Genomic DNA, 19,646 nt, shown 5'->3' with positions numbered 1-19,646 from the left:
CCCCGCCTGCGGAAAGCGGTAGCTGCGGTCGTGCCTCCCTCCGCGACCGCACTCCAAGTGGACTGCAATTACCTCGTAATATTCGACCCAAGGATACGCCTCTCCTCCCCCTGCATCACAGCAGATTCTGAATCTGTTATTCAAGGTTCGAATCCTTGTGAGGCAACCATCCTAAAGGGATGGTTTTAGGCACGAAACCACGCTGGAATGCCTGCAAATCAAGGGTTTGGCGCGTTTCAGCGCGAATGCCGGATGCGGCCAGGCTGATTTCAATTATTTGGAATTATCTTGTATTATTTGCGCCGTTGCGGTAGCAATAACGGTAGCAAATCTATGAAGACTTACCTCGGCTCCTTCACCCTGCGTCGTCAACCGCGCTCTGCCACACGGCAAGCTAAGCCAGGGGCCGGGAAGTATGAGCCGAACTGGGCGGTGAGGTTCTATTTGCAGGGCAAAGAGATGCTGAGGAGCGCGAAACTGTTCCCAGTGTGCGAGAAGTGCATGGAGTGCGAGGCTGATCCAATCGAGGCACGTCCGAACTGCGGGTGCCATCGAGGCGCGCACAAATGGGCGGAGTCGTGGCTGATGACGCAGACTGTGCTACTCCAACAGGGCGAGATGAAGAAGCTGGAACAGCTGCGCAATCCGAAGAAGTGGACGCCACTGCAGGAGGTCCTGGAGGTGTATGAGAAGCGCGGGCCTGCTGACCGTAAGCAGCGCGTGAATTTCCTCGCGTCGATCTATGAGCAGTCCACGGGTAAGGAGAAGAAGCAGATGGTGTGGGAGGATCTCACGCGTGACTTGTTTTTGGACTGGGCAGAGTTGCGCCAGGAGGCAGGCCGGAAAGGCTGGCTGGGCGCGGGGGCTGGCAAGAACATGCCAGAAGATGGCTGGCAGAAACTGCGGGCGCTGAAAGCGGCGGGTGAACTGCCGGCATTGGACGATGTGACGGTGGCCCCGTGGAATACCACGATTCTGACCTATTTGACGAGCGCGAAGAGCATCTTCGGGGAGAAGTCACGGGCCAAGGTGCTGCGAGGCCTGGAAGTGCCAGATCTGGAGGAATGGCGGGGCATTACGCTGACACTGCCCTGCCCTAAGGGGCACAAGTCAATTGAGGAGAACATCGACGAGCGGATTGAGAAGGCGCTGCCGAAGCTGAAGACTGAGAACCCGCGTGTGTGGCTGTTCTTCATGCTGTGCGATGAGACGGGCATGCGGCCAGTGAGTGTGCGCAGACTGGCTAAGGCGAGCCTGCAGGTACTGACACCTGCTGAGGCGGCGGAGGTGCGGAAGAAGATGGCCCAAGAGTGGCGCGTGAAGGAGTCTGAGTTGTGCGACTTCGGCGGCCTGATCAAAGTGCAGGCTGCGAAGCATGGTGCGGAGGTACTGACGCCGGTGTCTGCCGAGGTGGTGTCAGTGGCTCAGGAAGTGATGACCGAGGGGAGCTTGATCGGCGCAAAGCATGTAACAGAGAGCCGCGAGCTGCATACGGAACTGAACGCCTGGCTGCGTATGCGCGGAGTGACAGGAACGCATGCCGCCTATCTGCTGAGGCACCGCAAGGGGCAGATGATGAGGCGCTTTGGTGGCAAGGCGGCCGTGGGTGCCACGCTGGGCCACAAAGGCGAGGCTATGGCCGACCGGTACAGCATCGAGAACCGCGTGGTACCTGCTGTGGGCATTGGTGGCAGGAAGAAGAGAGAGGCGGCGTGATGTTACTTTTTCGGACCTCGGATGAGGGAGAGAAAAGTAACATTGGCGATCGAGCGGGGACAAGCTTTCGGGAAATGCTGTTTGACATCTAGGTGAGAGTACTAAACAGGTCGCGATCTATGATTACCGTTACACTGAACGCCGCCGAGCAAGAAATTTTGAATCGAGGAATCGAAGGGCAAGGTGGCTACCAAGGCCTCTTGGAAGACCTGCAGGCTGGGGTGCAGCCAGACGGCTCAATCACCTTGAACGACACACAGCTTGAGAGAATTCCCCGTTACGCATTCGAATATGGCAACGGGGGCTGGGAGGACCGCCTAACAGGCATATTCGGGCGTACGCTTGGCCCGCGGCTTGACGGTAACGCGTGAAGCTTTGGCCTTTTTCTTGATGGAGACATCTGCAAAGGAGATGTCTCCACGCCAGCCTTTGGTGATGTAGATGGCTCCGAGTTGGAAGCCTGACTGAGGAAAAGACTCTGGCATTTCACAGAGGCAGATTTCCTTGATGCCAAAACCAGCGCTGTAAATATCGCGAATTCGGGCTTTGGTCCAGACGTGATTGACCGTCATGAGAAACACGATGTGATCTGCCAGGCACATGGAGTGCTGCAGGAATGCACGGATCTCGCTCCATGGAGGGTTTGTCACGATCCAATCGACAGGCTTGGTCCATTCGAAGAAGTCCCGACCTTCGCTGATTTCGCACCACTCGGCACCTGGCATGCATTTCCAAAAATTACCGAGTCCCCGACACGGCTCCAAGATGCGTCCTGTAGGCTTAAAATGAGCCACAATGCGCTCTGCGAGATCGGGAGGAGTCTGAACTACATCGTTGCTGTCGTAGTCGCGATTGGGCTGATATTTCATGGCGCCGTAGGTACGACAGGGATCCCATAGTACAACCTGAATTTTGTAAAACTCTCACAGCGGCGGCAGTGTGAAAGATTCGCCTGAATCATCCTTTAGATCAAACGTGGTGGCGTTATCGAGATCGATGGTGATGGAGGTGCATTCAAGCTCGTGGTCACAGCTTAAATCCTCAACCACTTGAAATTCTCTGGCATTGATTGCGACGTATTGACGTGGTCGCTTCCCTTCCTTTGCCTGCGCCCATTGGAGAACGACAAGATAAGTGTCCCCCTCTTGAACGACCTCGAAAATTTGATCCATGGTGATGCCGTCAAGACGCACGGGGATGAGGCATTTGAGAACTCGATCTGATGGCATGGAGGTGTAATGATGGTCCACTAAGCTTTCTGCAGTTGGGCATGTGCCAACCCGGCGGCATGCTCTATGGCCTCTGTCAGTGTGCAGCCGCGGGCTTTGGCAATAGCTTCGAACTGCTGGTGCGCGGTTTCTGAAACGCGGTTGGGGAGGGTTCGGTTGCGACCAGCATCTTTGCGGCCGCCACCGGGGGCGCGCTTGCGTGGTTGTCCCTTTTTGGTTAAGAGTGTGTCGGCTGGCTTTGGCTGGCTCATGGCTTTCTGGGCTATGGCTCGTGCGGGTGTGAAGACCTGCACGGGCGCTCTTTCAGTCTAAACGTATCGAGTTCTAATGCAAAGGCCGGGAGCGCCTGCCCCCGGCCTTTGTCGTGTCCGGCTGTTAGACCGTGGCTTTCAGCTTCCTCATTTCCTCGGCGAGGGTCCACAGGGCGCGGTTCACGGTGGTGTTCTGATCGATTCCGCCAATCTCGCGGGTGCGGCGACGGGCCACGCGGCGGCCGTTGGTGTCGCGCTGGATGTAGGAGAGACCGCCCCGGATCAGGCCTTCCTGAGCGACGTTGAGCGTGTTCCAGAGGGTCGGGGCGACATCCTCAGTGCGGCGTGGCGTGAGCAGCTGGGACGGCGTGATGGGGGCCTCTCCTTCATCGTAGCGAGCGACAAGGGCAGCAGTCGCGAAGGCGGCGCGCTCGCCTTCTGTGAGGCGAAGGCTTTCCATCTCGCGCACGCTCTCAGAAAGCTGGGGGAGCTTGGTGAGGAGTTCAACGCAACCGTCGATGACTTGGCCGGTGATGTCTCCCTTGTGAGGGATGCGGATGTCTTCAACCATGGACTCAGCAACCACCAGGCCGTTGCCGCAGATCAGGCGGAAGACTCCGGCCATGAGACGGTATGAGCTGGTGCCATCGTGCGAGTTCATGAGCACAATCTCATTGTGTGTGCCGCCCACCTGCAGGCCTTGGGAGTCATGGCGGAGGCGGATCAGGTGCTTGGTGAAGCCGCGCTTTTCCACATCGCGAGAGCCGCCCTGCATGACAGCGTAAGGGCGGAAGCCTTCACGCATGAGACCGGCGAGGACTTCGCTGGTGGGGATGTAGCTGTATTGACGGGAGCGGCTGGCGTGGGCGCCCTCAGCGAAGACGCTGGGGGCGAGATCCTGAAGCTGGTTGAGATCCAGAGCATCGCGGGTGCTGGTGTAGTTTACGGCTCCATTGGAGCGACGAGCGAAGCGAGAGATGCGGGTGGTAGAGGGGGATGAGTACATGGCTTTCTGGGCTAGTTATTGGTTTGAGTTGTGTGCTGCGGTGAAGCGCAGCACCCCCATTGTATTCGCTTTATTGTTGCATGCAACAATAAAATTGCGCTGGTTGGGTTTTTGATGGGAGCTTGACGCGTGCCTGTGGGTGTGTTGGAGTGGCGGCATGAAGACGGTTCTTAGTGTTCTTTTAGTCATGCTTGCCACATCCTGGCTGGCAGCGGCAACGCCTGAAGAAGTGATTGCGCAGGCCATCGCAGGCCGGCAGATGCTTCAGATCACCTATGCCAATGGAGAAGCAGGCCCGCGTCTGATCGAGCCGCATCTTCTGGGGGTGACGACGACTGGACAGCCTGCGCTACAGGCGTGGTTTGTGCAGGGGGCTTCGAAGTCGGGGAGTGGACCTGGCTGGCGTAACTACCTGCTGAACAGGATCCTGAGCATTGAGGCAACGAATCAAACTTTCAACGGGCCGCGTCCAGGCTTCAATCCGACGGGTGGGAAAGTGTTTCAAAGTGTGAAGGTGAAGCTGTAGTGTTGAACGACGTTTTATGAATTCCAAATTTTCCGGTGTCTTAGGCTGTCTGTTTTTCCTCGCGATCTTGGCTCTGGGAGCCGTTCAGCTTTGGGCGGGATGGCTAGGTATAGCACATCATTGGGGTAATGGATGGGCATGGTTTATTGTGATCATCTGCTGCATGGGAAAGTTTGGACTGCCTATTGTCATAGGGTCGTATTTTGGTGCACATGATGTGTGGCACTGGCCTTGGTATGGAGCTCTTGCGTTTGCTGCCCCTGGTTTACTTTTTGTGGTGGGTAGCATGTTGAGCGCTTTTGCAACTAACAAACCCCAGGGTTAAATTTTCCACGGGCCGGGAAGTATGTTTGAAGCCTCGGCGGGCGCGGGCTGATTGAGTGCTTTTGCAAGCGGGCAGTGCTGACACAAGTGACTGGGCAAGCCAATGCGCACCGGAAGGCTCAGGGAGCCGTTTGTGCGCACGTGGGAAGCGAGAGCCTGAACGGCTAGGTAGATAAGTCGGGAGCTTTCTATGCCGCTCATCTGAGCAAATGCTTCAACTGCGGCCAGATCTGCCGCAGTGAGTAGTGGGGCTGCTTCCGTGTTCATTCCAAACCTCGTGGTTGGAATGTTAATGTATGTTAAATACTCGCCTGCTGGGCAAGACTTTTTAACCCTCGCTGGCTTTTTTCTTATTCACATCGTCCCCCTTTAGCTGTGAAAACTGTGCGTTGATGTCGTCCACGGCTTTCTGCGCTGGGTGCTTGGTAGGTAAAGGCGTGACGTTGTCCTCTGGAGCTTCTTCCGCGACCAAGGCGATTTCAGTGTTCCTCTCTTGCTGGTATTTGATGGCGCGCTCGTCAACGGCGTCGGTATCAGCCTCGTGCATGTAGCCGTCAGCTGTCAGCCACCAAGTGGCAAAGGTCGCGTCTGACCGGGCGCGTGCCTCCCAGCGGTCTCGCGTGTGGGCGATGACGTCCTTTTCCATGGCGCCCGTGCTTTCGTCTATGGCATAGACCCGGACATCTCCCGTGTAGTCCGGGGGTGTTTCATCGTGCAAGTAGGCTACGAGCAGCGAGCGGGCCTCTGTGCGGGTGCTGAGTTTTTCGATGGCTGGGAGGAGCTTGGTAAGCGCTGTGAGAGTGATCTGCTTTTCCCCCGCCCTGACCCTGCTGACGTCAATTGGAGTGAGGCCAGCTTCATTGGATAGGTTTCTCAGCGAGATGGCAGAGTGGTTATGAAACCACGTCTTAAGGGCGTTTGAAAAGGAGTCCATGTGTAAGCAGAAGTAACACATATATCAATCAGGGCAACATTTCATTTGCCTCCATGTATTCGTTATGTTTACATGTAGGCGTATGAGTGCTAACCTAAAACTTCTGAACAGCATGATGGGCCTGCTACAGCCCATGCTGACGTCTCCCAACGAGGAGATGTCTAAGGCGGCCGGTGAAGAAATGCAGGAACTGCTGAAGCGGCGGCAAAAGCTGCTGGGCCAGCGCGGATCTGCCGCAAAGGAGGGCGCTAGCCGCGAGGCTGCGGTGATGGCGTGAGGCTGTTCTGGCTCCGGATGGCTCAACGTGAAATTGCCTTTGCGCTACGAATGCGTTCCAGGGCAAAGGAGAGCCGCCGTGAACTCGCCCCTTGGCTGCATGTTCCTGAAGTAGCACAGGCTGCAAGGTCTGGATGCGGCGGCTGGGCGACGGCCCACCGATACCTCGCGCAAGCCCGCCAGTCTCTTGCGCTGGCAAAGACTTGGGGAAGTCAACCGGAGGGCACAATGGTATGAGCCCTACCGCCCCTGATAACGATGTCGGTGTGATGGCCAAGGAGGTCATGGCCAGCGTACTCATGGCTCAGCCTGATCTGATGCGTCAGGCGGCCAGTGGTGATGAGGAGGCGGCGCGGGCGCTGGCCTATCGCATGCTGGAGAAGATGCATTTTACCAGCGTGCATGACGAGGTGCTGTGGGAACGCGCCAAGCAGCACGCGAAGGGCTACGATGCCGGCAATGATGACGTCTGGACGCTGGGCCAGTTGATCACGGGTGCGAAATGCTACCTTGAGACGGCGTTCATCCAGCTCACCTCTGGCAAGCCTATCCCTTCGTGTTTTACGCATCACAAGGACTGGCCGTGGCACCCCTCCACCTTCAAGGTGGAGAGCACACCCAGGCGGCACCTGATCAAGACTATCGCCATGCTGGTAGCTGAGGTGGAACGTGAAGAGCGTGAGGAGGCGCGGAGAGCATGAAGGAGGTTTCGACCAACTTAACAGCGGATGCCATTCCCATCGGTGCGAGCTTCCTTGGCACGGCGGACTACAGGCAATTGTACGCCCAGCGCACGAGCTCGAAGAAGCCTGTGGATGGTACTCTGATTCGCGTCTCTCTCGTCGATTTGAGGGGCTTTGATTTGCAGTATGTGCTGAACCTGCACGCCGATCATTTGGCCAGCTTTGACAGCGCGCAACTATGCGACCGTCGCGACATAGTATGGGTCGTGGGGAAACGTGCCACGCGGTCCAAAAAGGTGATTGTCGAGGCGGTAAAGCACGCGAGGCACAAAAGCTTGCTTGAAGAAGCCGCCGATCTGCTGCGCAAGATGAACCGTTGCAACCACTGGCACGAGATGGAGCCGCACGCCAAGGCCTCTCGCGAGTTCATCCGTGACCAGGTGAGGCTTAATCGACTGGAGGCCCAAGAGGAAGAATTTTAGACCCACGGCCCGCCACTGCCACCACGCAGCGGCGGGCCTTTTTTTTTGCGTGTCCCCGGCTTGACGGGGAGTCGAGACGCCAGGGCGCGGACACAGCGACCGGAGAGCGGATGGGGCGAGAACCCTGCCAGCGATGGAGCGGCTAAACGGCTCCTACCGACCCCGGGGAAGCTGGGGACCCATTTCTATGACTTCGACGATGGAAAATCCAACTCCACCAAGGGCGGCAGCTTGCCCGGATTGTGGGCAGCTTTTGGCGCTGCCGCGTTTGACACCTGAGGCTCTCTATTTCCTCTCGTATGGTCGAACGGCGCCGCAAATCGCGGTGCTATTGCCAGGCAGTGACGATGTGGTCTTTGCCTTTGATGGTCTCGCGCAGGTGATGCGTGTGGATGAATGGCAGCACTACGAAGCCATGCGTGATGCGGCGTGATCGCGCCGCCGCCCCCTTTTCTTTTTTTCGCGATGGGTGAAAACGACACATCTGAAGAGCAAACTAAGAAGCGAGGTCGTGGTCGGCCTGCTGGAGCAGTGCAGCTCTACACGGTGCAGCAAGTCGTGGATTTGCTGTCTCTAACCTCTGTCCAGACTGTTTACACCTGGACGCGGCAAGCGTGCGCTGATGGCAAGCCTGTGCTGCCTGTGGTGAAGCTAGGCCGGTTTGTCCGCATCAAGGAGACTGATCTGGCCAAGCTCTCGGAGCGCTTGGCCGCCCGCCGCCCCTCTTCTTTTTTTTCTGGCTGCGAATGACACCCTCGGATCACTACGAAGACCCGGACGTGGAGAAGCTGTTGAGTGCTGCTCAAGAGACAATGGAACTCGGCTTTTCCATCGACATCGTGGAGAAGGAAGAGGCCGATGGAAGGTGGCCCGACCTGACGCGCCTGGAGGCTCGACGACCTGACATCTTGGCCGGCATCGTTTGGTTCCTTGTGCGACGTGTGCCGGTGCCGTCGATCTGCGAGGCCTTGAAGGTTTCGCCCTGCACGGTGAACGCCGTCCGGCATCATCCCAAGTGGAAAGAGGCTGTAGTATCAAAATCCGAGACCCTTGCGGGCCAGATTGACGAGATCCTGACTTTGAAGGTTGAGAGCGTGCTCGATGAAGCCAGGCTGGGCAAACTGCCAAGCGCCTTCGACATGAAGCTTCTGTTTGAGATCAGACAGCTTCTCACCGGCGGCGCAACGGCCCGCGTGGAGCACCAGCACAGCCCTGAGGAGGAAGAAAGCCTGCGGTTCTTTCAGGCCGCCCGCAAGGCTGCTCTGCCCCCTTCTGAAATGGTATTTGAGGCGGATATTTTGCCGCAGTTGAGCGGCTCGGGTGCGGTGCCGATGCCCCCGCCGACACCTACTCAAACGAACACTTTAGAGGCGGAAACAGATTGAGTATCTGTGCTTTAGACCTTTTAGTTTATTCATTTTCAATGCTTTTAGTTTTGGTCATCGTGATTGCTACCGGTTTACTCTGTGGGTTTGGCGTTTTTCAAACAGGGGGGGAGGGGGTGCCAGCCGGGGGATGGACCTCGACAGGGACATTCATTTTGCCGGGGAAAAATTATTTCAAAGGGGAGTGCTGCTGCCTGCCCTCGGCTCCCCGCGTGGAGAGCCTGCCCATGCCTGTGCCGGTCAGAAAAAAAAGAAGGGGGGCCGCGCCGCGAGGGGCCGGGAACCCGGGAATGACCTCCGCTGTTTTCCGCCCGCTGGGCGCTCCGCCGCCGTCGCGGCGGCCTCTGAATGTCCGCCGCATGAAGCGGCGGCTGATACCCCAAACCACAAGACGAAATGAAACCATACTCCATCCTCATCCACGGCACGGGCACGTGCGGTGAAGGCACCGAACAGAGCGCCGACATCGCTCTGCAAAAACTGCTCGAACAGCTCCGCACGGCGGGCCATTCATTCACCTCGGTTTCGATGGTGATCGAAGGTGCCACGGTGCCGATCATCGGGACGATGCAACCACACCCGGCGGCGGATGCGCCTGCCTCACCTGATGCTGTGTCGCTGACCACGATCAGCAAACAGCTTGAGCAGCTGACCAACGGCCAGAACAGTCTGAGCCTCGCTGTGGCTGCACTGCCCGAGGCGCTGAAAAAAGAAGGGCCGCCCCCCGCGCCGAAGGCCCCGAAGGAGCCCAAGCCGAAGGACGAAAAAAAGAAGGGGCCGCCCGCCCCGGCACCTGCCCAGCCGCCCCCTACGACGGAAGAGGAGCAGGATGACGGAGCCACTGGCGAGCCCCAGCCGCCGAGTGACCCGGCGCCAGCGGAGCAGAAAGACACAGGCACTCAGCCGCCCGTGACGTCCGAGGAAAGCACCGAAGGCTGATCAACCGCCGGAGCCGGGGCGGTGGGTTGGCCGCCCCGGTGAAGGCTTCATACCACACAATACCACTATGGAACTGGTTGCTTCTGATGCCGAGACGGGCGGCTTGTATCCGTCAATTCACGCGCTGCTTTCAATCGGGGCGTGCTGCAGCTGGAGTGAAGCCAGCTTCGAAGTTCACATCACTGTCGAGAGCCAGCCGGGCAAGACGGTTGATCCCGAGGCGGCGCAGAAGAACGGTTATACGCCCGAGCGCTGGAAAGAGCTGGGGGCGGTGGATCTGCACACGGCCATGCAGAGGTTTGATGAGTGGCTGAAACAACGAAAAGAAGAGCGGCGGCAAATGAAGCTGGTCTGCCATCACCTCGCGTTCGACAAAGGCTTCTTCCAGGAAGCGGGCCGAATGACTGGCATTGAGATGCCGCACCGGCACGACTGGCGCTGCAGCCAGTTGAAGTTCGGTGAACTGATGGACGAGGGCGTTATTGATCGCGGCTCTTCATCGCTCGACCGGCTGAAGGAACTCAGTGGCTGGAAGCTGCCGAGGGCGGAGGCGCACAACGCGCTTCAGGACGCCCAGATGACGTTGCACGGCTACCTTTGGCTGAAGGAGCGGGACAAAGATCCAGAGCGTGTGTTTAGCGAACTGGCGTCTGGCAGGCTGCAGCGGGTCAGGCAGCTTGAAGCACTGCTTCAATTCCCTCGCAATCCCGAACGAGACGCCCAAGGCAACGCGGTGCTCTACCCCGGCGCGTTGTCCTACGAGGGTGTGGCTGCAGTTTTCGCCAACAGTGAGAGCGGCGAGTGGGTGATCCTCGCCCCAACGGCAGAAGCCTTGGAAGCAAAGCTTCGACTTCACGACATTTCGGACGAGTTGAAGCGCGACCGCTGCCGCGTGGTTAAGATCGAGCCGCTGCCAACATCAAAAAAAGAGGAGGGCGCGAGTCATGCCTAAGCCTGACCGCGTGCACCGTGGTATCACGTGGCACGATTTTCCGATGACGTCGGGCGGGGAGACGCTGAGGAAGCTCGCGTTCGCAGAGTTTTGCCGTGGGAAGCACCCTCTTTGTGGGAAGTCCGAGGGACTGGAAGGCCAGGCTTTGAAAACGAGGCTTCAGGAACTGGCAGAGATGCGAAGGAAGAAGTTCGGAACCTTCGCTGCGAAGACGGCCTGAGCCAAAAAAGATTTCCTATGATGAGGATGATTGATCTATTCGCCGGGCTGGGCGGGTTCACTGAGGGGGCGGAGATGGCGGGACAGCGGGTGGTGTGGGCGGGGAACCATTGGGCGCCTGCCGTGTACTACCATTCGCGGAATCATCCCTTGGTGCCGATGGTGTGTCAGGACCTGCACCAAGCAAACTGGCTGGAGGTGCCAAAGCATGAGGGTGTGCTGGCCTCGCCAGCTTGCCAGGGACACACACCGGCCCGAGGCAAAGAGCAAAGCCACCACGATGCGCAACGGGCCACAGCCTGGGCGGTGACTTCAGCGGTGGAGTGCCACCGGCCGCAGGTTGTCATCGTCGAAAATGTGCCGGGCTTCCTGCAGTGGGTGCTTTATCCAGCTTGGAAAGCAGCGCTTGAAGCGCTTGGCTACACACTGGCGGAGCATGTGCTCGATGCCGCAGACTTTGGAGTGCCACAGAACCGAGTGCGTGTGTTCATCGTGGCCACGAGAAGTAAACGACCACTGCAGTTGAGCTTCCCAAAACAGAGCCCGGTGGCATTCGGTTCCGTGGTCGATCTCGATTCGGGAACGTGGAGCAGGGTGCGCAAGCCAGGCCGCTCTCCGAGCACGCTGAAGCGCATTGCTCAGGGCCGCCGCGACTGTGGAAAGAACTTCGTAATGCCCTACTACGGCAGCGGCAGCGGTCTGACTGGGCGCTCGCTGTCCCGGCCCATCGGGACAATAACGACGCGGGCGCGGTGGGCAATCGTGCGAGGCAATGAAATGCGGATGTTGACCGTGGCAGAGACGCGGGCAGCGATGGGCTTCCGAAGCGACTACGAGCTGCCTGCCAACGTGGCTCTGGCTACACACCTGCTGGGCAACGGCGTGCCGCCGGGGATGGGAGCAGCAGTCATCCGTGAGGTAGTGAAGCTGGCATGAAAGATGAAGACTCTTCGAGAGCACGCCGAGGATGCCTGTGACGAGTTCACCGGGTTGCTTGAAGCCTTGCAGGAACGCCTGAAGGCAGCAAAGCGCCTCGACGATATCGACGCCATGCGGGCGGAGCTGATGGATCTGCAAACCTCAAGCTGTGTGGACCTCTCGAAGAAGGCCGCGGAGGTGAAGGGCTATGTGACTGCATGTGTGAATTTATGACCGACAACGACTCAAAAAACGAAGGGCAGGCGGGCGCGCCTGCGTTGCTGACCGAAGACCTGACCTCCAAGTCAAAGCTACCTGTCACGCATGCCGTGGTGGTGGTGGAATACCGGGAGGGCCAACCATGGCCAATGCTTGCAGTGGAGTTCCGAGGGGACGGACACGTGTCTCTGAAAGGGCCTCAGCACGCAGGCAACGTGGTCGGCCACATGATTGAGGCTACACGGCTGGCGATGCGGCAAATCGCAGATGGGGATCTCCGAGCGGCTCTGACCAGGTGCGGCCCCCCTGAAGGTGAAACCACAACCAAAATTTAAGCATGATCATCGAGACTGACTTTGTGAATCACTGGAAGACGAAGGCTCTGGCGGCGGCCATCGGCAAGGCGGAGGCGCTGCAGGCGCTGCTGCTGCTGTGGGGCCACTGCCAGACGCGGAAGGCCTGGGAGTTCCAACTGACGCCGCTAATGCTGGCAGGAATCTGCGGCTATGAGGGAGAGGCCGAAAAGCTCTCGAAAGTCATGCTGGAGCTCCGCTGGATCGTGCCGGCGGATGAGCTGGGCTGGTTCCAGGTGCGAGGATGGGGCGAGGTGAATGCTTCGCTCGTCGGGAAGTGGGCGGGAGGTTTGAGAAAGCAGGGCGCAACATGGCATCCGCGAGGCTATGGCATAGACCCCACCAAAGGCGCAACCATAGGTTCGACCACAGGCAGACCACAGGATACCACAGGTGCAACCTTAGGTTCTAGCAATGGCGCAACCTCTGATTCATCCACAGGCACTACCGATTTGATTGGATTGGATGGGATTAGAGAGGAAGCGAAGAGCACCCCCAAAGCCCCCAAGGGGGGCGGGGCCTCTCTCCCGATGCCTGCGGACTGGTCTCCCCGCCGGGTGGAGATCATGCAACGGTGGCTCGACTACCGCACGGCGAGCCGAAAGACCGTGCGAGCACCTTCATGGCCAGCGCTTCAGACCAAAGTTGCCGTGCTGGACGATGAACAGCTCGACGCTTGTGTGTCGGACAGCATCGCGAACGGCTGGATGGGCCTGTTTCCCGAGCGATTCACCCTCTCCCCTCCTACTGGCGGAGGTACAGGGGCAGCGAACGCGCAAAAAAAAGAGGGGGCCGCGCCGCCGCCCGCGAAAAAAATAAGGCCGCCGGACTTCCCCTGGCGGGTGGTGGCCATCGATCACGAGGGCTGGACGCCAGATGGCGAGTGGGAGGATCAAACCCCGAGGACGCGGCGGAGCCTCCAGGATTCGTGGGCAGCGCTTGCACCCCAAACGAAGGCGGCGCTGTGGACGCTGGCGCAGGACGGCAGAAAGGAGCCGGAAGATAGCGCGGAGGGATTCGCATGCCCGACGCCATGCGACTGGCGCGAGGTGTGGGCAGAAATCTACCACGGACTACCATCTCCTGACACATGGGCCGGAGTCAGCGACTTGGCGCGACGGGAGATTGTGGCGGCGATTGAGGCGAAAAAAAAGAAAGGGGCGGCGGCTGAATGAGCGATGCGAGGACGGCGCTGGCGAACGCGAACACCGAAACCGCTTTTCTGGCGGCTGCGCTCCGGGCGACACCTGAGCAGCGCCTGCAGATGGTGGTGAAGGGGCGCGAGGAATGGTTCACGGCCGCAGAGCGCGTGGTTGCGTGGCGTGTGGTGGTGGAACTCACGGGGAAAAGCCTGCCGATGGATGTGTCGCTGCTGGATGTGGCGATGCAAGGCCAGGTGCCAGAGCGCACGCGAGGCACGCTGCTGGAGCAGCTCGCGCAGTTTGTGCCGAGTGCGAACGCATGGCCAATGCTGGCAGAGAAGCTGGACGACTTCTACACACGGCGGCGTGGCTATGAACTCTCGCAGGCCGCAGCGGCGCGGTTCCTCGATCTGCAGCAGCCGGCAGCGGAGTCGCTGGAAGCGACGGAATCAGAGCTGTTCGCCCTGCACGCGAAAAAAGAAGGCGCGGGCATGCGGCATGTGAGCACGTGTCTGGATCTGGCCTATGCGGGCATTGAGGAAGCGATTGCAAACCGAGGCTTTGTAACAGGCGGCCTGCCGTTTGGCTTCACGGATTTTGACCGGAGCTACATCAAGGGAATGCGGGGCGGCCAGGTGATTATGTTCGTGGCGCCGCCGGGCGGGGGTAAGACGGTGGCGATGATGAAGGTGGCGTGGAACCGGGCGTTTGGAACGGGGGACTACGACGAGTATTTCAAAGCGCTGGACATGGCGGAGCGCGGCGTGAAACACCTGAACTATCTTGGCTGCCCAGTGGGGGTGTTCACGCTGGAAATGGATGATGTGAACCTGACAGAGCGACTGATCATCACACAGAGCAAGGTGGAGATGGCGAAGATGCACCGGGGGCAGATCAGCAGGGCAGAGCAGGAAGCGCTGAAGAAGGCGCATGAGCGAATCGTGAAGAGTCAGCTGTTCTTTGAGTTTGTGCCGGGCATTTCGATTCAGGAGCTGCGAGTGAAGGCGCGCTATGCGGTGCTGAGGCACGGGCTGAAGCTGCTGTGCATTGACTACGCGCAGCTGATCACGAGCAACAGCAAGGCGGCCAGGGGGAACCGAACGCAGGAGATGGTGGACGTGAGCAAGGGACTGGACCTGATGGCGCAAGAGTGCGGGGTGCCCATCATCGTGCTGGCACAACCCAAGCAGGAAACGTGGGGACATCGAGCAGGCCTGAACGCGATGGCGGAGACAGCCCAGCTGGCCAAAGATGCTGATCTCGTGGTGATGTTTGGATTCTGGAACAACATCAAGAAGCAGCTGGAGGGGCTGGAGAAAGCGACGAAGCAGGCGGTGATGGGCGAGGAGGCGGATGCGGCAGAGTTTGAGGACCGTGAAGCTGACGATCCGACCTGCTACGCCTACGCCGACATTGTGAAGAACAGGCATGGGCCTAACACCACGGGCAAGCCGCCGATCAAACTCCGATGGGATCGGGACTTCTTCGACTTCGTGAGCACGAACAAGCGGCTGTTTGACAGCACAGGAAAGGAGAAGCAGGCGGCGTGAGCATCGACTGGGAAGACATCAAGGCGCGGCATTCCATCGAGGACGAGCTGATGAAACGTGGCTCGAAACTGGTGAGGAGCGGCACGGGCTTTCTCACGAAGTGCCCGCTGCACAATGAGGCCAAGGGCATGAGCTTCAGCATCGACACGAAGAAGCAGCTTTGGAAGTGCTTCGGCAAATGCCAGTGCGGGGGTGACGTGATCAAACTCGTGATGGAGCTCGACGAGGTGGGGGCCGTAGAAGCGGCGGAGACCCTGGAGGGACACAAGCTAATGGATGATCCACCCGGGATGCAGCGGGTGCCGCGAGCCAAGAGGGAGCCGGTGGAGAGACCGATGGAGATTCCAACCATGAGAGAACTGCCGAGCATCCCAAAATTGTACAAGGGCGAACTGAGACACTGGCAGGCGCTGGCCGCGCTGCGGAAACTGCCCCACCACCACGGCGTGGCACTGGCCGTGCAAAATGATGTGGTGCGTTTCTGCCTCGCTTACGAGCAGCCGGCATGGGCCGTGCTCGATGTGGATGAACCATGCAATGTGCAGGTGCGGCGCATGGATGGCGGCCTGTGGTTTGAGCGCGTGAAGGTGATGGGCATCAAGCACAACTGGGCACGGTGGCCGGTGGGCTTGACGGTGGCGTTGAAGAGTCCGCAGGCGGAGATTTTGCTCGTCGAAGGAACGGGCGATTTCATCGCAGCGTATCACGCGGCGGCCGAGGGCTACACTGGCGGGATTCCCGTGGCGATGTTCGGGGCTTCGAATCCGATCCATGACGGCGCGCTGGCGATGCTGGGCGGTCGGTCGGTGCACATCATCGAACAGCACGATGAAGCCGGGGCGGTGGCAACGGAGCGCTGGAAAGACCAGCTGGAAGCGCAGGGCTGCAAGGTGCGCTGCTCGAAGGTGCCTACGGAAGGCGAGGACCTTAACGACCACGTTTCTGCGGGGCGGGACCTCGCGGTGATTTTTGGGTAGGAAACAACAACGAACTGAATACCGAACGATGAACGCAAGTGAACTCTTTGTGCCTGGCATGTGGCAGTGTCCGCAGTGCCGGTTTATCCAGCAAAACAATGTGATCTCTCCAGCCGGGGTGTTTGCCTCAAAAGCGCCAGAGCTGAGGCCCTGCCCGAATGATGGGCGCGACATGCAGCCGGTGACGTGGAGGGAATACGCAGAGCAAACCGACAAGACGCTGGGCAAGATCTTGGATGACCGCGAGGCGCTGCAGCGCTCTTTGCAGGTGATCTATGATCTTGAAGCGGACCTGAAGAAAGAGGGCATGGAGCGCTTCGAGGACTATTTCACCCACTGGAACACAATCATTCGATTTGCCGCCGGTGCCGGTGTGAGTGGCTATGCTCAAGATCCAATGGAACTACTGGCCACGCTAGTGAACCAGCGGGATGAAGCTCGGGAGAATTTGAGGGCCAAACTGCTTGAGGTGGCCGAGAAGTGCTTCATCGCTGGCTGTGAGTACTCAGGGATGACAACGGGCTATGCGGAAATGCGGTGGCAGGAGAGCCTGACAAAAAGGGACCTGGAGACTGAATGCCAGCTTGCGCCGCCCGGGTGGCAATGCACGCGTGATGCAGGGCATGAAGGGCCATGTGCCGCAGTGGAGGTGGCTGTATGAACGAAGTCTATGAATCAGCGCTGATGAAGGCGCGGAAGCTGGCTGCTCTGGCAGCGGCGGGAGTCGGGGGTGAGAGAGCGAATGCGCTGGAGATGCTTGAAAGGCATCTGCGGCGGCATCGCCTTAGCCTCGATGATCTGCGGACTGATGACCGCAAGCGGCGGGTGCTGGAGTGTTTTGATGTGAAGCGCAAGCCGATGGTGAACGCAGATCTGGCGGCGCTAGGTGTGCAGTGTCTGGCCTATGTGCTAAATGAGCCGGTGAAATGTCACACCGGCAACAAGGCCTTTCCCTGGGTGTCCGGGAAAGGGCGGAAAGCAAAGCCTTATGCTTACGGGTCGGTACTCATCGCGGATCTGACGGATATGGAGGAGGAGGACTGGCGGGCGTGCTTCGGACATTTCATGCCCGATTTTCTGGCGACACAAAAAGCCATGAAGGCCGCGCTGAAAAAATGCCTCAGCGGCTTTGTGCACCAGCACCAAATTTTCCGAGACACGCGTGAGGGTGAGGAGGGGCCGATGTTGTCTGAGGAGGAACTGGAGGCGCTGGCGGCGGCGATGGGACAGGCGCAGGGATCGAAGTGGAAGCGGCCGGCGGGGCGCTTGGTGCAGAGTGACTTTTTGCTGGGGGCTTGAGATTATGACGGTGCGCGAACATTTGGAGCAGAATCTCGCGAAGCAATTGAAGCATCCGGTTCACCCGCGTGTGGAGGTCCTGTGGTCGGAGCCGTGTGATTTCACGCGCTGCACGATGCGTGTAGGGGCCGTGACAGAAGAGGTGACGCCGGAGACGGTGGTTAAGCGGGTGTTTCAGCGGAACCGGCTGATTGAGAATGAGACGAAGGACCCGCTGCGCTGGGCATGTGAGCCGGACATCTGGCGCCAGATCGATCTGGAAATGTGCAAGAAGCGACTGGCCATGCCGGGCTTGGTGCTGGAAGTGCTGGTGACCGGGGGGATTCGAGCGGGCAAGACCGAAGGGGCAACGCGGCGGGTGAACGCGAGCTTTTTCTACACGCCCAATTCGTGGGTGGTGGGGATGCACGAAACGGACATCACCAGCCGCTCGATTCAACAGATGCGTGTGCATCGTTTTCTGCCGCCGGAGCTGGACACGAGCACGGGGAAACACAAGAGGGACAAGCGCACGAAGTTTAGCTACTCCGAGGCAACGGGGTTCACGGGTGCGGAGTTCAACATCTACTGGGACTGCTTCAACGAAGACAAGGTGAAGGTGCAGTGCGGCGGGCGGTTTGAGTTTCGATTCTACAAACAGGATCTGTCAACGCTGCAAGGGATGGAGCTGACGTGTGCGACGAGTGACGAGCTGGTGCCAGTGCAAACAGTGAAGACGATCCGCGAGCGTCTGGCCACAAGGGCGGCTGACACGGCAAAACCGGAATTTCTGGCGCGCATCCGGAGAGCCAAGGCGATGCTGGAGCGCGGGGAAACGCTGCCTGTGGCTCTGCTGGGGGCGTTGTATCACAGCGTGCACATCATCACCTTCACGCCGAAAGAGGGCTGGAGTCCCACCGTGAGCAGCTTCCTGCAAGGGGCGAGGAAGTACGGCTGGGTGAAATCTGAACTGCTGGCCGGCAAGCCGGGTGTGGCGGATCCACGAGTGCCGAGGTTTGCGCAGCCGGTGGAGAGAACGCGCCTCGTAGCCTATCTGCACACGAGCGACAACGTGATGAAGCCAGGCTACGCGGCGGTGCGTGAAATGCTGGTAGGCAAGAGTGAGAATGAAATCAGGCTCGTGGCCCACGGTGACGTGGACAAGAGCTGGATGAGCACCTTCAGCGACTACGACGAAGCATGGCATGTGCGGAACTGGAAGGACTGGCCGACGGATGCGACCGTGTATGAGATCTGCGACCCGGCCGGGGCCAAGCCTTGGGTGATCGTGTGGCTGCTGGTGGATGCTGCCGGCAGGCGATGGTATACGCAGGAGTGGCCCTCGCCGCAGTGGGAGATTGAAGGCCATGGTTTCCCCGGCCCATGGGCGGAGCCGAGCGAGACGGGCAAGCACAACGGAGACCCCGGCCCGGCGCAACGGCTGAGGCTAAAACGCTGGAACCGGGCGCGCTACACGAGGCTGATTTGGGAAGGAAGGAAGCGCATCCTGCAAAAGCTCGAAGAGCATGGCGTGAAGTGGAAGGGGCGGTTTGTGAATCGTAAGCTGAGCTGGAAGGACCGAGAGGACTGGAAGCTGGAGGGGCCGTTTGTGGATGCGGAGGAGTCGTGGATGGACAGCCGATTTGCGGCGACCAAAACAGAGAACGAAGACAAGGAAGTCGTGACGCTGCTGGAGGCCATGTGGGGTGAAGAGAACGCCATCGACTTCATGCCAGCACCTGGGGACCGCCTAACGGAAGGAGATCAACTGATTCAAGAAGCTCTGGCCGATGACGTCATGGGACTGCCCAAGCTGATCGTGAACGAGGAGTGCGAGAACCTGCGGTTTATGTTTCAGACTTACAGTGTGCCAGAGTTCCGGGACACCACAAAGGCGGCAGACGAGGCATGCAAAGACTTCCGTGATCCTGTGGCCTATGCGGAACTCAAGGGGCCAGAGTACGTGGGCAAGATTTTAATGACCAGCGGCGGCAGATAATTTCACCATGAAGAATTCAACTGTTCCCTTACCCCCTGAGCTCAAGCACCTCAGCGACGAGGAGAGCCGACCGCGCCACATCGGAAGCGGCGACGTGGCGCGAATGCTGGAGTTCTGGGGCTTTGCCTCCAATGGACAGCAGCATCTGAAGAAACTGGTGAGCTGCGGAGCGCTCATGCCGCGCCGCATCGAGCACCAACGCAACCTGCGGTTCTGTGTGGCGGCCCTGATGGAATACTACCACAAGGCCATCGGGGAGGCTTGACCGGCGAGGGAATGCCCCTATCA

General features: G+C 59.2%; 24 protein-coding genes. 20 read left to right on the top strand and 4 right to left on the bottom strand.

The features are described 5' to 3' along the window. Positions 1–618 precede the first annotated feature (618 nt). A complete protein-coding gene (locus tag ACILSO_RS29425; RefSeq protein WP_395741070.1) occupies positions 619–1,716 on the top strand; it encodes a hypothetical protein in 1,098 nt (365 codons plus the stop codon). Between the two features lie 317 nt (positions 1,717–2,033). On the opposite strand, the gene ACILSO_RS29420 is transcribed toward ACILSO_RS29425, so the two are convergent. From ACILSO_RS29420 to ACILSO_RS29410, 3 genes are all read right to left on the bottom strand, one after another. Further along, the gene (locus tag ACILSO_RS29420; protein WP_395741069.1) at positions 2,034–2,585 is read right to left on the bottom strand and encodes a hypothetical protein; all 552 of its coding nucleotides are present in this window, start codon (positions 2,583–2,585) and stop codon (positions 2,034–2,036) included. 54 nt (positions 2,586–2,639) lie between these two features. Beyond that, positions 2,640–2,945: a hypothetical protein gene (locus ACILSO_RS29415; RefSeq protein ID WP_395741068.1), complete on the bottom strand. Its 306-nt coding sequence runs from the start codon at positions 2,943–2,945 to the stop codon at positions 2,640–2,642. Positions 2,946–3,320: 375 nt separating this feature from the next. Next, positions 3,321–4,202, bottom strand: coding sequence for a DUF932 domain-containing protein (locus ACILSO_RS29410; RefSeq protein WP_395741067.1), 882 nt, complete (start codon positions 4,200–4,202; stop codon positions 3,321–3,323). 187 nt (positions 4,203–4,389) lie between these two features. Here ACILSO_RS29410 and ACILSO_RS29405 point away from each other — a divergent pair, with 187 nt between their 5' ends. Continuing rightward, positions 4,390–4,728, top strand: a complete 339-nt coding sequence (locus tag ACILSO_RS29405) for a WYL domain-containing protein (protein WP_395741066.1) — start codon at positions 4,390–4,392, stop codon at positions 4,726–4,728. A 652-nt stretch (positions 4,729–5,380) separates the two neighbouring features. On the opposite strand, the gene ACILSO_RS29400 is transcribed toward ACILSO_RS29405, so the two are convergent. Continuing rightward, positions 5,381–5,986, bottom strand: coding sequence for a hypothetical protein (locus tag ACILSO_RS29400; protein ID WP_395741065.1), 606 nt, complete (start codon positions 5,984–5,986; stop codon positions 5,381–5,383). Between the two features lie 112 nt (positions 5,987–6,098). Here ACILSO_RS29400 and ACILSO_RS29395 point away from each other — a divergent pair, with 112 nt between their 5' ends. From ACILSO_RS29395 to ACILSO_RS29310, 18 genes are all read left to right on the top strand, one after another. Then, a complete protein-coding gene (locus tag ACILSO_RS29395) occupies positions 6,099–6,263 on the top strand; it encodes a hypothetical protein (protein WP_395741064.1) in 165 nt (54 codons plus the stop codon). 232 nt (positions 6,264–6,495) lie between these two features. After that, positions 6,496–6,963, top strand: coding sequence for a hypothetical protein (locus ACILSO_RS29390; RefSeq protein WP_395741063.1), 468 nt, complete (start codon positions 6,496–6,498; stop codon positions 6,961–6,963). Further along, positions 6,960–7,427 carry a hypothetical protein gene (locus tag ACILSO_RS29385; RefSeq protein ID WP_395741062.1) on the top strand — a complete coding sequence of 156 codons (468 nt, stop codon included), beginning with the start codon at positions 6,960–6,962 and terminating at the stop codon, positions 7,425–7,427. Before ACILSO_RS29390 ends, ACILSO_RS29385 begins: the two co-directional genes overlap by 4 nt. Before the next feature lie 187 nt (positions 7,428–7,614). Continuing rightward, on the top strand, positions 7,615–7,860 hold the full coding sequence (locus ACILSO_RS29380) for a hypothetical protein (protein ID WP_395741061.1): 246 nt from the start codon (positions 7,615–7,617) through the stop codon (positions 7,858–7,860). Next, complete coding sequence (locus ACILSO_RS29375) at positions 7,857–8,177, top strand: helix-turn-helix domain-containing protein (RefSeq protein WP_395741060.1); 321 nt, start codon at positions 7,857–7,859, stop codon at positions 8,175–8,177. The genes ACILSO_RS29380 and ACILSO_RS29375 overlap by 4 nt, the downstream gene beginning before the upstream one ends. A 29-nt stretch (positions 8,178–8,206) precedes the next feature. After that, complete coding sequence (locus ACILSO_RS29370) at positions 8,207–8,812, top strand: hypothetical protein (RefSeq protein ID WP_395741059.1); 606 nt, start codon at positions 8,207–8,209, stop codon at positions 8,810–8,812. 396 nt (positions 8,813–9,208) lie between these two features. Continuing rightward, on the top strand, positions 9,209–9,751 hold the full coding sequence (locus tag ACILSO_RS29365; RefSeq protein ID WP_395741058.1) for a hypothetical protein: 543 nt from the start codon (positions 9,209–9,211) through the stop codon (positions 9,749–9,751). Between the two features lie 67 nt (positions 9,752–9,818). Beyond that, positions 9,819–10,703, top strand: a complete 885-nt coding sequence (locus ACILSO_RS29360) for an exonuclease domain-containing protein (protein WP_395741057.1) — start codon at positions 9,819–9,821, stop codon at positions 10,701–10,703. Positions 10,704–10,943: 240 nt separating this feature from the next. After that, entirely contained in the window at positions 10,944–11,858 is a 915-nt protein-coding gene (locus tag ACILSO_RS29355) for a DNA cytosine methyltransferase (protein ID WP_395741103.1), read from the top strand. Positions 11,859–11,861: 3 nt separating this feature from the next. Continuing rightward, positions 11,862–12,074, top strand: a complete 213-nt coding sequence (locus ACILSO_RS29350) for a hypothetical protein (protein ID WP_395741056.1) — start codon at positions 11,862–11,864, stop codon at positions 12,072–12,074. Beyond that, positions 12,071–12,394 carry a hypothetical protein gene (locus ACILSO_RS29345; protein ID WP_395741055.1) on the top strand — a complete coding sequence of 108 codons (324 nt, stop codon included), beginning with the start codon at positions 12,071–12,073 and terminating at the stop codon, positions 12,392–12,394. Before ACILSO_RS29350 ends, ACILSO_RS29345 begins: the two co-directional genes overlap by 4 nt. A gap of 2 nt (positions 12,395–12,396) precedes the next feature. After that, positions 12,397–13,587 carry a hypothetical protein gene (locus ACILSO_RS29340; protein ID WP_395741054.1) on the top strand — a complete coding sequence of 397 codons (1,191 nt, stop codon included), beginning with the start codon at positions 12,397–12,399 and terminating at the stop codon, positions 13,585–13,587. Next, on the top strand, positions 13,584–15,104 hold the full coding sequence (locus ACILSO_RS29335) for a replicative DNA helicase (protein WP_395741053.1): 1,521 nt from the start codon (positions 13,584–13,586) through the stop codon (positions 15,102–15,104). The genes ACILSO_RS29340 and ACILSO_RS29335 overlap by 4 nt, the downstream gene beginning before the upstream one ends. Further along, positions 15,101–16,081 (top strand): CHC2 zinc finger domain-containing protein, encoded by a 981-nt coding sequence (locus ACILSO_RS29330; RefSeq protein ID WP_395741052.1) that lies wholly within the window; start codon positions 15,101–15,103, stop codon positions 16,079–16,081. Before ACILSO_RS29335 ends, ACILSO_RS29330 begins: the two co-directional genes overlap by 4 nt. A 28-nt stretch (positions 16,082–16,109) precedes the next feature. Next, complete coding sequence (locus tag ACILSO_RS29325) at positions 16,110–16,742, top strand: hypothetical protein (protein ID WP_395741051.1); 633 nt, start codon at positions 16,110–16,112, stop codon at positions 16,740–16,742. Beyond that, on the top strand, positions 16,739–17,380 hold the full coding sequence (locus tag ACILSO_RS29320) for a hypothetical protein (RefSeq protein WP_395741050.1): 642 nt from the start codon (positions 16,739–16,741) through the stop codon (positions 17,378–17,380). Before ACILSO_RS29325 ends, ACILSO_RS29320 begins: the two co-directional genes overlap by 4 nt. 130 nt (positions 17,381–17,510) lie before the next feature. Next, positions 17,511–19,358: a hypothetical protein gene (locus ACILSO_RS29315; RefSeq protein WP_395741049.1), complete on the top strand. Its 1,848-nt coding sequence runs from the start codon at positions 17,511–17,513 to the stop codon at positions 19,356–19,358. Between the two features lie 7 nt (positions 19,359–19,365). Beyond that, entirely contained in the window at positions 19,366–19,623 is a 258-nt protein-coding gene (locus ACILSO_RS29310) for a hypothetical protein (protein WP_395741048.1), read from the top strand. The last annotated feature ends 23 nt before the right edge of the window (positions 19,624–19,646 follow it).

This window comes from Prosthecobacter sp. (genome assembly GCF_044226605.1).
Classification (GTDB): domain Bacteria; phylum Verrucomicrobiota; class Verrucomicrobiia; order Verrucomicrobiales; family Verrucomicrobiaceae; genus Prosthecobacter.
The sequence above is the reverse complement of the archived record's forward strand: the minus strand, read 5'-3'. Positions and strand labels throughout refer to the sequence as shown.